The organism is Comamonas sp., assembly GCF_009360615.1.
Taxonomy (GTDB): domain Bacteria; phylum Pseudomonadota; class Gammaproteobacteria; order Burkholderiales; family Burkholderiaceae_C; genus Comamonas.
The window spans coordinates 199,871-211,580 of the sequence record NZ_SPEY01000023.1 but is presented as its reverse complement, the minus strand read 5'-3'; the positions used below and the strand labels follow the sequence as shown (position 1 = coordinate 211,580).

12 protein-coding genes are annotated in these 11,710 nt (G+C 64.5%); 1 reads left to right on the top strand and 11 read right to left on the bottom strand.

From position 1 onward, the window contains the following. The gene (locus E2583_RS08645) at positions 1–1,014 is read left to right on the top strand and encodes a DUF4917 family protein (protein WP_207374485.1); all 1,014 of its coding nucleotides are present in this window, start codon (positions 1–3) and stop codon (positions 1,012–1,014) included. A gap of 14 nt (positions 1,015–1,028) precedes the next feature. Here E2583_RS08645 and E2583_RS08640 read toward each other — a convergent pair whose 3' ends face one another. The 11 genes from E2583_RS08640 to E2583_RS08590 all read right to left on the bottom strand — a co-directional run bounded on the left by E2583_RS08640 (position 1,029) and on the right by E2583_RS08590 (position 11,701). Continuing rightward, a complete protein-coding gene (locus E2583_RS08640; RefSeq protein ID WP_207374486.1) occupies positions 1,029–1,529 on the bottom strand; it encodes a hypothetical protein in 501 nt (166 codons plus the stop codon). After that, positions 1,526–2,026 carry a lysozyme gene (locus tag E2583_RS08635; protein ID WP_207374487.1) on the bottom strand — a complete coding sequence of 167 codons (501 nt, stop codon included), beginning with the start codon at positions 2,024–2,026 and terminating at the stop codon, positions 1,526–1,528. The genes E2583_RS08640 and E2583_RS08635 overlap by 4 nt, the downstream gene beginning before the upstream one ends. Next, complete coding sequence (locus E2583_RS08630; RefSeq protein WP_158383888.1) at positions 2,023–2,250, bottom strand: hypothetical protein; 228 nt, start codon at positions 2,248–2,250, stop codon at positions 2,023–2,025. The genes E2583_RS08635 and E2583_RS08630 overlap by 4 nt, the downstream gene beginning before the upstream one ends. Then, the gene (locus E2583_RS08625; protein ID WP_158383889.1) at positions 2,247–2,552 is read right to left on the bottom strand and encodes a DUF6127 family protein; all 306 of its coding nucleotides are present in this window, start codon (positions 2,550–2,552) and stop codon (positions 2,247–2,249) included. Before E2583_RS08625 ends, E2583_RS08630 begins: the two co-directional genes overlap by 4 nt. Positions 2,553–2,631: 79 nt before the next feature. Beyond that, the gene (locus E2583_RS08620) at positions 2,632–2,853 is read right to left on the bottom strand and encodes a hypothetical protein (protein ID WP_291594877.1); all 222 of its coding nucleotides are present in this window, start codon (positions 2,851–2,853) and stop codon (positions 2,632–2,634) included. After that, complete coding sequence (locus E2583_RS08615) at positions 2,846–4,885, bottom strand: hypothetical protein (protein WP_291594876.1); 2,040 nt, start codon at positions 4,883–4,885, stop codon at positions 2,846–2,848. Before E2583_RS08615 ends, E2583_RS08620 begins: the two co-directional genes overlap by 8 nt. Before the next feature lie 3 nt (positions 4,886–4,888). Next, complete coding sequence (locus E2583_RS08610) at positions 4,889–5,284, bottom strand: hypothetical protein (protein WP_291594874.1); 396 nt, start codon at positions 5,282–5,284, stop codon at positions 4,889–4,891. Next, positions 5,281–6,366, bottom strand: a complete 1,086-nt coding sequence (locus tag E2583_RS08605; RefSeq protein ID WP_291594872.1) for a hypothetical protein — start codon at positions 6,364–6,366, stop codon at positions 5,281–5,283. The genes E2583_RS08610 and E2583_RS08605 overlap by 4 nt, the downstream gene beginning before the upstream one ends. Positions 6,367–6,369: 3 nt before the next feature. After that, positions 6,370–7,635 (bottom strand): hypothetical protein, encoded by a 1,266-nt coding sequence (locus tag E2583_RS08600; RefSeq protein ID WP_269567686.1) that lies wholly within the window; start codon positions 7,633–7,635, stop codon positions 6,370–6,372. 47 nt (positions 7,636–7,682) lie between these two features. After that, positions 7,683–11,291, bottom strand: coding sequence for a hypothetical protein (locus E2583_RS08595; RefSeq protein ID WP_291594869.1), 3,609 nt, complete (start codon positions 11,289–11,291; stop codon positions 7,683–7,685). Next, positions 11,291–11,701: a hypothetical protein gene (locus E2583_RS08590; protein WP_291594867.1), complete on the bottom strand. Its 411-nt coding sequence runs from the start codon at positions 11,699–11,701 to the stop codon at positions 11,291–11,293. The genes E2583_RS08595 and E2583_RS08590 overlap by 1 nt, the downstream gene beginning before the upstream one ends. Between the last annotated feature and the right edge of the window lie 9 nt (positions 11,702–11,710).

The window sequence follows — 11,710 nt, the reverse complement described above, 5'->3', positions numbered from 1 at the left end:
ATGGACAGAATCAATATCGACACTTGGGCCAACATCAGCGCGGAAAGTTGGAATTCCCTCCTTCTGGGTAACGGCGCCAGCATCGCCATCCACAAGGAGTTTGCCTATCCAACACTTCACAGTGTTGCTGATGCAAAAGGACTGCTCGCCACCACTGCGCCAATATTCGCCAAACTCGGGACGACCGACTTCGAGCATGTTCTACTCGCCTGCTGGTATGCCGAGCACGTCAACGTTGCCTTGGGGACACCGTCGGCCGACATCTCTGCGGCTTATGCGGAAGTGCGAACAGCACTGATCGAAGCGGTGCACAGCGTGCATCCGATACATGCCGATGTCGCCGCCGACTTACAACGGGTCGGTACATTCGCGAGCGCGTTCCCGACTGTCGTCAGCCTGAACTACGACCTCACCCTGTACTGGGCCATGCTGCTGTTCAATACAGCGAACGGTAGCTGGTTCAAGGATGCCTTCCATCACGGTGAATTTCAGACGGACTGGGAGTACCTCCGGAGGCCATATGGGCACGCCGCCGGAGCAACGCTGGTTTTCTACCCGCACGGCAGTCTTTCTGTGGCTCGCGACTACATTGGTGACGAGACAAAGATCGCTGCATCCACTGGCGCGACGGGCGATTTGCTCGAAGCGATAACCCGAAAGTGGTCGTCCGGGCACTACGTACCGGTGTTTGTTAGCGAAGGAACCAGCAAGGAGAAAGTCGCCGCGATTCGCCGGAGTCACTACCTGACGAACGTGTACGAGGAAGTCCTGCCAGCGATCGGCGAGAGTTTGGTCGTTTATGGCTGGAGCTTTGACGAACGGGACCAGCATGTGCTTGATGCAATCTCGGCGAATACGCCGAAGCGAATGGCTGTCTCGGTGTTCACGGGTCAACCAGACGGAGATCAGCAGGCGTTCTGCCATCAGGTGCTCAAGGCCACTGGCCGGTCCTTGCCTGGTACAGAGGTCACGTTCTTCGATTCGCGGAGCCCGGGTTGCTGGAACAATCCATGATGACGTGCTGAGCACTACTGCTCGCCGGCAACCTTCATCTCCCTGATCAACGTTTGCAGCGCCCTCAGTTGCTCGGCGTTCTCGTGGCAGATCTGGTAGTTAGCGGCAACGGTTCCGGCGACGGCAGAGAGCGCAATGCCTGCGGCGGCCGCATCAGCATCTCGGGCGGGCTCGGGCAGCTCACCGGCGGCGGCAGCGTCGTGCAGGCGCACAAAGCCACGGTTGATAGTGCAAGCAGCATCGGCTTGAACGGGCACATAGACAGGAACCTCCTTGATGATGGTGTCGCCCTTCTCGCGGACGACGCGGACGCGGTCGACGTATTCGGTGACGACCTTGACGGTGGCTTGTGCCTGACGCTCGCGGATGGTGGCGGTTTGCAGGGTTTGTTGCTGGGCGGCGGCGTCCCACTGCGCTTGCACGTGGCCCGCGCCCTTGATCCAGCCGAAGCCAATCAGCGCGACAGCCAGAGCAGCGATGGCCAGCCAGCGGTAAGGCCACGGAATCAGGTTCATGGCGTTTCCCCGAGGCATTGGCGGTACTCGGCCTGCCGCCGCGTGGCCAACCCGCCGCACAGCTGCGCATTGGTGGGCAGCGCGCAGTCCTTACCCTGGAAGAAGCGCCAGCGCAGCAGTTCGGCGCAGGCCCCGGCGTAGTCCTCGGCGTTGAGTTTCCTGACCAGCGTGGATTGGCAGAACGCGCGGCTGCCGACGTTGTAGGAAAAGCTCACCAGCGCGTCGTATTCGTGCTGGGCCAGCGGCACGGTGACGCATTGCTTCAATGCACCCTCGAACTGCTGCACGTCGGTGAGTGCCCGGGCCAGCGCCTTCGGCGGCGTGGTGGTGTCGCCCAGCTTCACTCCGGTGGTGGTACCGAACCCGATGGTCGGCACATCGCCCTTGACCGGAATCACTGCGCGGTCGGTGTAGCCCTCGTGAAGCACGATGCCGACCAGCGCTGCAGCGGACAGCGTGAGCGCGGCCACCGTCCGGCGTTGCGGCGGGCGGATCATCGGTGCATCTCCGGCTGCGCGACCAAGCGGGCGACGGTCGCGCCGATGCTGGCGGCAAAGGCCAGCAGCACGAACGCGCCGCGCGGCAGTACGTCCCCGAACAGCGGCACCACCACTTCCGCCGCCGTGAAGGCAGCGGCCAGCAGCGAGAAGCGAATGCTCCAGGCCCGTCGCAACACGCACCGCCAGTCGTCCAGAAGGCAGATCTTCGGCTTGGCGGTCATTGCACGCCTCCCATCAGCTTCAACTTGATGGCGGCCCCCACCAGCAGCGCAGCCAGGATGCCGGTGGTCACGACCTTGATGGTGGTCTGCCACGCCGTTCGGCGGGCATCGCGCCACGCCTCCAGCAGATCGCGCAGTTCGCGGATGTCCTTCGCGGCGCTGCCGTTCTCCAGCCCGAGATGGGCGAGGCAACGCTCGGCTCCGCGTTCGGCGGCACGGTCGAGCAGTTCGTCGAAGTCCTCGCGGCGCAACAGGAGCATGTTTTCCACGAGGGCGGCGGGTTGTTGTTCGGGTTCAGTCATTGCAGGTCTCCAGAAATGCGAAACCCGCCTGATGCACGTGGCACCAAGGCGGGTTCAGGGGTGATCAGGAAGATGGGTTTCAGATTTCGATGATTTCCACCGTCAAGCTGGGTGCGCCGCCCTCGATGACGTCATCACGCACGAACACCTTCTGGCCGATGGCAGCGCTGCCGCGTGCACGGATCAAGCCACCGCCGGGCAAGGCGACGGTCACGACGCCGGAGCCGACGCCCACCACCGTGCCCGCCAGCAATGGCGGATCAGGGATAAGTTGGCGGAACTGCTCGTAGAGGTTATGCATGGCTCTGCACCCCCAAGGTCTGCCAGACCTCCGGCATTCCTGCCTCGACTTGCGTCGAGCGCACGATGCCCAGCCTCGTCACGCTGCCGTCCTGGAACTCGACGAACGCACCCGGCTCGATGATCCCTGTCTCGGCCAGCACCGGCAGACGCAGGCTCACCTTGATCTGTTGCCCGGTATCGGCCAGAACCGAGATGCCTCGCTGGCGCGCCGCAGCGGCTTCGGTGATCAGCGCATCGACCACCATCGGGGCCAGTACATCCCCGGCAGTCCCAGCCCGGCTCACCTGCCCAAGCACACCGACATCCTGGCCGGACACGAACACGCGGTTGTAGCCGGGCTTCTCTACCCAGCGCAGCGACTCGCGGGCCACCGCATCGACGGGCAACACGAAGTCTGGCGTGACGGTGTTCCACTCCCACGGTGCGACCGGATACCGGTGGCGCACGCGGATGCTCTGGTCGGACGGGTGCGGGATCAGGTAACCCCCGGCCGCACTGGCAATGGCAACCAGGGCTTCTATCCACGTGCCCTGCTGGGTGAACACCCCGGCAGGGACGTTCCAGTCGGTCAGGCCCCAATCGATGTTCCAGCCCAACGGGATGCCGTTGAGCGTGAGTACGTCGTCCATCAACTGCCGCGCCGTACGCGCCTGCGGTTGCTGGAAGTTCATCACCGGGGCATAAGGCGCGGCCAGTACGGCGTTGCGCCCTCTTCCGGAGATGCGGATGCTCGCGTCGCCGAACACACGCTCGCGGCTGATGCTCTCGGCCAGCACGCGAAACGGCTTGCCGTTGACGCTGGCTACCAGTTCGACCGGGCCGCCGTTGCTTCCGGGGGCGACAAGAGCTTCTGCGGCGGCGGGCAGCAGCGCATCGAAGCCCCACGTCCAGGAGGCGGCATCGAGCGCCAGTGAAAGGCTGAACACTGGCACCGGCAGGCCATCTGGAAGCCGGTGCAGGGTCACGTTGTTGATCACGAAATACACCCTCCGAACGGGAACGACCACCGGCTCCCCATCGGGAGGTGGCGGGTCAATGTTGTTTTCACAAACGAACAGCAAGTGGCTGTCCGCAGGGGCCAATGTCGCGAACCGCAGGTGGGTGCTCGGCCTATACGGTCCATTTGGGCAAGGTTGTGGCGCGGGCGGCTCTGGGATCACCCAGATGCTGATCCCTGGCAGCGGCGGCACGGCATCCTGATACCGGCCACGCCATCCCATCGCTGATGGGCTCGCGCTCTGAAAATCACTCCCTTGGCCCTGGGTGAGCTGCCGCGCGGTTTGCCAAGGGCTCACCCGTCCCGCGCGCTTGGTGCGGTCGCCGTCTTGATGACGAAACCCCGTCGCATCGCGCAGGCGGGACGCGTTCTGAAACAAGCTCAGTCGAGCCAATTCGAGGTACGTGCCATCCTGATGCGCGAACCACGTCAAGTCGTGGAAGCGCCGAGCCTGTTGTTGGCCCGTGCGATGGTGCGCAGGCAGCGAGGCCAAGACCGGGGGTAACCGATGGTCGACGCCTTGCGGCGTGGCAATCGTGCGCCGCCAGAACGTCTTCCAGCCTGCGGGCGTTGCAGCCGCATCCTGCTGGCCCTGCTTCGCGCCGTCCTCCGTCTGCTTCGCCACCTGCCAGAGGTGCGAAGTCCGACCCACCGTGGGACGCTGCGTGTGCGACGCGTACCTGACCTCGCCGGTGAACACCACGCCGGGCAGGCTTGAGCCAGCATCAGCCCCCACATTCAAGGGCACGCTCGGGCGCAAGACCAGTGACTGCACCGTCAGGCCCGGGAGCTGGGCTAACAACTCGGCCCGGGTCGGTGGGATGAACTTGATCGTGACGACCGGCAGCGGCAGTGTGGCCCGCAACGTCACATCGTCGCGCGGGGCGATGTAGTTGGCCCCGAACACCAAATTGGCGTCGGTGGCAGCGGGTTGATCGAAGAGCAGATCGACCAAGGGCGGACCGACCACCACGGTGACGGCGGGCGCAGGCAACGGGGCGACCAGGGTCACCTCGTTGAGAACGATAGGCACGGCCTACCCCAGGATCGCAGACACCATCCGGGCATCGCCACCCAGATAGAGATTGGTGCTGGCCAGCTTCACGTCACCGCTGCCGTCGGTGCCGCTGCAGTCCAGATCCAGGGCGGTCACCTCATTGCCGTTGACCAGCCGCGCCCAGGTAGCGACGCCGGTCGTCGTGATCAGCCCGTCCTCCTGCTGCGTCAGCGTCAGGAGTCCGCCTGCAATCGTGCCTGCGGGCTTGGTGAGCCTGATCTCGACCAGCATCGCGCTCGCAGGCGTCGTCGCCGGGGTGGCGGGTCGCGTACCGCCGTAGATGCGCAGACGCGCCGGGTTGCTGCCTGCATCCAGGAATGCCAGGGTGCCTGCCAGCCGCGCCTCGTTGTGTTCGACAGTGATGGCGACGGTCACGGCATCATCTCCGGGCGTAGGTTGTCCGCAATCACGGCGCGGTACATCTGCTTGTAGTCGTAGCTGACCACGGTGTATCTCTGGGACGGGTCGATCAACTCGAACAGGTACGCACCGGTAGCGTCGCTCCAGGTTTCGGCCACCAGAACGCGGGCGTTTTCGCTGACCAGTTGCACTCGCCGCACCAGGGGCTGGTCGGGCTGACCCTTCTCCTTGACGGTTCCGGCGATGAAACCGTGGCCACTGAAGTGGATGTTCTTGCGGCAATTCGGAATCGCGTGGAAGTGCCAGTCGTAGCCACCACCCCGGTTCCACAGCTCAGAGTTGGGGCTGTTCAAGCGCATCAGCTCGCAATCGGCGTTGACGCCGATGTCGGCGGCAGGATCAGGAAGCACCGACGTCGATCCACCCGCCAGCGGCAGCAGTTCATCGGCTGCGTTCACGCTCACCGTCGCTGGAAATGCGGGCAAGCCAGACGGAACGTCACCGGCAATGGCGTGGACACGAGCTGTCGCACCGTAAAGGAACACGCCCGGAATCAGCTTGCCCCGGTAGGCAGCATCGCCGATCTGGAACATCAGCACGCCACCAGCCTTGAACTGAATCAACCGCGCCCACGGCACACCATTGGCGTCGAAGGCTCCGACGATCACCTCGCAGCGCAGGGTCAACCGCTGGCCGACGTTGAAGGTCGGAGCCACGTCGGCCAACCCAGCAATGGGCCTTGCCCCATCATTGACGCCACCCGTCACCCCAGCCCCGTCACCGAAACCACTGTTCCAGCGGGAAACGCTCCAACCGCCATCGAGATGGGCGAACCGGTAGCCCTCGGAACCGTTGCCGGTCGTCATCCACAGGCCGATGTGCTTACGGGCGCTTGGGTCGGTCAGCAACTCAACGTCGGCCTCGAACCAAAAATCGCCGTGGGCGGTTTCATTGAAGCGCAGGATAGACTGGCTGTTGGGAGCCGAGATGTCGATGGATTGCTGCGCACTGTTGTGCGTCGCGGACATTCCGCCCAGGACTGCGGTGTAGCCGGTTGCAGGCGCCGTGGCGAAGGACTCGCTCAGCGGATAGCTCATCGCTTACCTCCACGGCCCGGTGATGTCGAACGCGATCTGCGCGCCTTCGGTTTCCGAGCTGTACTGCGTCCTGACCAACAGGAACCTTCTGCCTTCCTGACCGACGACGTTGTCGACGATGGTCTGGTCGCTGTACGGACGATCCTGGGGCATCCACAGCATTCCAGGCAGGATGCCGCGCATGTGGCCATCCTCCTGCCGCACGTAGGTGGGCAGCAGCCACAAGCTGTAGTCGGCTCCATTCGGGAACGGCGTCGGGCCCCGACCGCAGATCTGCTGGCCGTTGTTCGTGTTCAGGGACGTGAGCCCAAACCGCACCGGGTTGCCGAGCTGGGTGTGATTGCGCAGCAGCACCTTGCCCGTGAAGTCCAGGGACGAGACCAGCCCGTAGCCGCTGAACTGGCCGGGATAGCTCCAATAGTTGCTCATCCCCGAGTAGTTGTCATCGGCAGCCAGCACCGTGGCGTAGTTGTCACCCGGCTTGAAGCTGATGAGGTCGCCAAAGCAGTAGCTGTTGCGGCCATACCAGCCGTAGCCCGCTGCATTGGTGCAGAAGAGGAAGAACAGGCGGTCGTCACCGATCAGCACCCAGTTGCGCCCACCGCCGCCGCTGTCGCCATTGCTCTCATACTGGGGGCCACGCGCGTGGAACCACTTGTACCAACCCCACTGGCTGGCAGTGACCTGTTTCCAGTTCTGCGTCGGGTTGTTCGGGTCATAGGGAGCCTGCGCGCCGACGATGGTGTCGATGTCCGACAGGTCTTCGACGATGCCGACGTTGGCCCACTTGGCCCAGCCCGTCGTGTAGTTGGGCGTCTTGAGGCTGTTGTCGATCAGCAGCAGGTTTTGCGGTGACTGCGGGTTCTTGCTGCGGTAGGCAGCCTTGTGAGTCGCCGAGAACGGCTTCTCCCACCCCAACGGGGCAACCTTGGCCGAGAGACTCGTCGCCGTCGTGGCGGGTGAGACGGGCGTGCCGGTCACTGCATAGGTGAACGTGGTCATCGTCGCCGTCAGCACGCGGAACTGTCCGTTGTACTCGGTCTGCTCAGCGCCAGCGATCTCGACCACTTGAAATGGCCGATAGGCGTGGCCCGAGGAAATGGTCGCCGTGGCGATGCCGTCGGCGAAGGTCAACGTGTCGATGGCCTTCAGGGCGAAGCCATTGATCAGGCACGCATCGAGCATGGTCACCAGATCACCCCAGTTGTTGGCGATCTGGGGCGCGCCGGTCATGCCGCTGCTGAAGTATTTGACGGTCAGGTCGGTCATAGGAATTCCTGCGAGAAGGGTTCAAAGATCAGGGGGCACCCACACCATCAAGGCGTGTCGACATCCCCGCGAATCAGCAACGTGAAGTGGTCGTCGGGCACGGACTCCGGTCCCTGCTGGACGGTGCGCACCACCCAGACCGGGAACTGGCTTCCGATGGTGTTGAAGCGCAGCACGTTGCCGGTGGCCCAGCCGTTGCCCCAGCCGAGCGCGGGCAGACGGAAGTACGGCACGCCGGTCGCCGGGTTGTTGGGGGCGCAGTCGGCGCTGGTATTTCCGGTGGCGATCACACCTACGTTCTCGCCGATGACCTCGAACGAGGTGCTGTTGGTCATCCGAACCACCCAGCGCTCGGTGAGCGCCCCGCGATTGGTGACAGTGATCGGGTACTGGGTGTGGTTGAAGGTGGCGGTGGCGGCGCTGCCGATCAGTTCATCCGACCAGCTGCCGTTCCAGGTGCTCTGGTCGAACACGAGGTTCACGCGGGCGAACAGGTCACCGGCCACCAGCGCACTGGAGACAAAACTGCCAGAGACCGGATCACCGGGACTGGCCAGCGGATAGGCGTGCGTCAGCGGGCGCGTGAAGCTGATCTCGCCGTTGATCTGCACGTCGCGCACCACGGCCATGTCCTCGATGCGGTGCTCGATGGTCACTGGCTGGCTGTAGCCAGTCACGTCGGTGAACGTGACGGTGCCTGCCTCCAGATCGGTAACGTAGCCTGTGTGGATCACCACGCCGTTGTGGCCGACCACACGCACGCGCGACAGACGCACCCGCGCGCAATCGATGGTCTGGCCGTTGCTGACCGAGGCAGTTATGCGACCGGTATGGCCGACGACGGCGAAGCCTCCTGGACGGAAGATCGGCACACGCCCGTCGCTGGGCAGGCGCACCGGGTCGATGCCCAGCAACGCCGCATCCAGGGGCAGATAGCTGTAGGCCACGGCGCTGTAACGCAGGCTGGAGGCCGCGACCGGCTCTGGCCGGAAGAGCTTGCCGTCTGGCCGCACGTTCTCGGCGTCGAACCACGGCTCGCTCTCGTTGCCCGCCGCCGTGACCACGGTGCCAAATCGCACCCGCACGAGGCCGGTGTCGTAATCGACGCTGCCGATGACGCCAGACGCGGTGATCGTGCCGTCGATGCCTGCCGTCACGGTCTGTGTCCCACCCACCGCGCGGGCGAACTGGATGGAGAGCGATCCTGGGCGCAGTGGCGCGGCACCGGTGCGGAACACGTACTCGCTGGAGATGTTCTCGCCCACAGTGGTCACGCAACTGGCGCGCGTGATGCTGTTGGTCGCGCCCGCCGACCACGAGGTGAGCGTCACCGCACCAGAGAGGTAGTTGATGCTGCCGCGCGTGACCCAGCCGCTGGGCGTGAATTCGCGCAGCGTGCCCTGACCGTTGTCGCCCCAGGGCTGGCTACCCGCGATGGCCAGCAACACCGTGCCCGTCACCACCTGCGCGTTGACACTGGGCACCAGCCGGAACGATGGGCTGAACGTGAACGTCTCGCTGTGGTTGCTGGTCGAGCCCGCGCTGTTGTAGCGCAGCTTGACGTAGCCGGACTCGTCGTTCGGGTAGAGCGACGGCGCATCCACGTAGCTGATGCCGCCGTAGTTGAGGCGGAACATCTGGCCCACGCCCGAGGCCCAACCAAGGCGCTGCGCCCCGTAGACAGGACTTGGAATCTTGACCGTGACGTCGGGCTGGAACTGCACCGCCCCGGTGGCGTAGTTGACGCTACCGATGACTTGGCCTGCGCGCAGCACATTGCCCGCACCATCGTCGCGGGCGTATTGCGTGGGATCGACCCCGTTCCACAGGCCTAGCCCCATCGCCTGAATCTGCTGCAGCGTGTAGACCCCGAGTACGGCGGTGTCCGTCAGGGTGTTCCACTCGATCTCCAATGAACCCGGCTCGATGGAGCCCAGGGTTGCAGTCACCGGCACCTTGCCCTGGCCATCGCGCGAGGGGTGCGCGAAGCTGTCTTCCTGCTTGGGGCCCGCAACGTAGTCCACGGTCAGCAGTGCGCCGACTGGCGGCAGGACATTCGGCGCGAAGCTCAAGAGGTTCTGCGCGACGTTCAGACTACCGGTGGCAGCACCACTGAGCTCGCCAGACATGGTGGCGGACGCCGTGCGCGTGCCCGTGCCGCTCTCGTGTGGCCAGGTGATGGTGAGCGTCCCCGGCTGAACGCTTTTGCCTTCGGGCGGGGCAAGCTGCAGGGCCTGCGATGCCTTCAGGGCGGCGGTTGGCTGCTGCGTTTCCTGGGTCGGCACGTTCCACGTCAGGATCAGCGATGAGCCCACGTCGGGCAGTGCCCCCAAGGTCACGACGAATGCCCCGGTGTTCTTGTTGAAAGTACCCGCGCCGTAGCTGGCATCCAGCCCTTTGAGGGAGCCATTGCCGCCATCCGAAAGCACGTACCAACGGCCCTGCGCCATGTAGCTGATGGCAAGCGTGGCGGGTTGCGGCACCGGGTTCACGGAGCCGACGTAGGACTGGCTGCGCGATTCCGGCGTGACCGCGATCTCCGCGCTTTGCGGCGCGCGCTGCAGTTGTGCAGCAGGTGTGTAGGTGATGGCCTTGCTGTTGGACATCGAGCCGGAGTTCAGGCTCAGAATGCCGTTGGCGTAATCGATGGTGCCCAGCGTCCCGCTGGCGGTCTTGAGCAGGCCCGCATCGTCGAAGATCGTGATGCCATCGGTGACGATGGACAGCGACCCCGGTAGGCAGCCACCCGGCAGGTTGAATTTGATGCTGGTGTTCCAGGCGTGGCTGGCCGTGTAGCTCACGGGCACCGCGCCCGGCACCGGCAAACCTGCTGCAGCGTAGGGTGGCACGGAGGAGATCGGGGTCTCGGTCTGGGCGCTGGGTACGAGCTGCGTGTAGATAGACGCTCCCTTGATGGTGAAGTCGCCCACATTGGCAGCCTGCATCAAAGGCACGACGCCGACGTAGGTGCCCGCGTCGGCCACCACCGTGTCGCGCGTCTTCGTGCTATTGGTTGCCCGCGTGAACGTTCGGCTGGCGGGCGAGCCCGTGAAGTCAAAGCGCAGCGCGTCGCTGATGGCGACGGTGACGACCGCCGCCTTGTAGTCCTGGTCGGTGTTGTAAGTGAAGCTGCGCTCGACCACCGACACGGCGGTGGCGCGGATGTACTGCTCCTTCTGCGTCGGCAAGCCTTCGTTCTCGATCAGGACGAGGGTCTGGCCGACGTTGGGCACGGCGTCGCTCGAGCGCTGGAAAAGCTGCACCACGCGTTGGCCCGCAATGTGGTTCTCGAACAGGTAGCCCGCCCACTCAGGTCCCTTGTTGAGGTACGCCTCGATGCGGGTCTGCGCCTGCTCACGGGTGTCGAAGGTCTTGCGGGTGGAAAACAGCGTGACGCTGACGCGCTCGTCCTGCGGCGGCTCGGCCACGATGACGTTGGCCCCGAAGTAGGTGTCGGTGTCATCCGTGGCCACTTGCACGAAGCTCTTGCGCAGGTTGACACGGCCTCCGGCGCGATCCAGTTCGGAGATGTCGGGGAAGATGGCGTTCGATACGCCATCGGCAATCACAAGGCCTGTGGGCGCACCGCCGCCCTCGGGCACATCCGCCATCACGGCGGACTTGAGCAGCTTCACGTCGCCAGATTGAATTGGCATCAGGCAATCTCCAAAAATCGAAGGGTCAGGCGGTAGAAGTCGTTGCCGGATCGCGCCGGGATGCCCAGCACGGGTTCGGCCTCGATGGCGACCTCCTGGTGACGGAAAGCGACCGTGAAGACCCGGCCATCGGTGAAAGTCAGTTCGAAGCGGCCTGTGCTGCCGCCCACCGGAATCGCCGCCCATGCGCGTAACTGCTCGACGGCGGCACGCGTCACCCAGGCCATATCGGGTGCTCCCACCAGGGTGATCGGCCGACCTGCCTGCCGCGTCGCTGACTGAATCAGCAAGGCTCCGGTAATCAGGTAGGAAGTGCTGGCCACCGCAGGCGACCACGCGTGTTCGTCCGCCCACAGCAAGTCGTCCGGCAATGGCAAAGCCACCCCGGTGGCGAGGTTCTTCAGTTGCATCAGGGAATC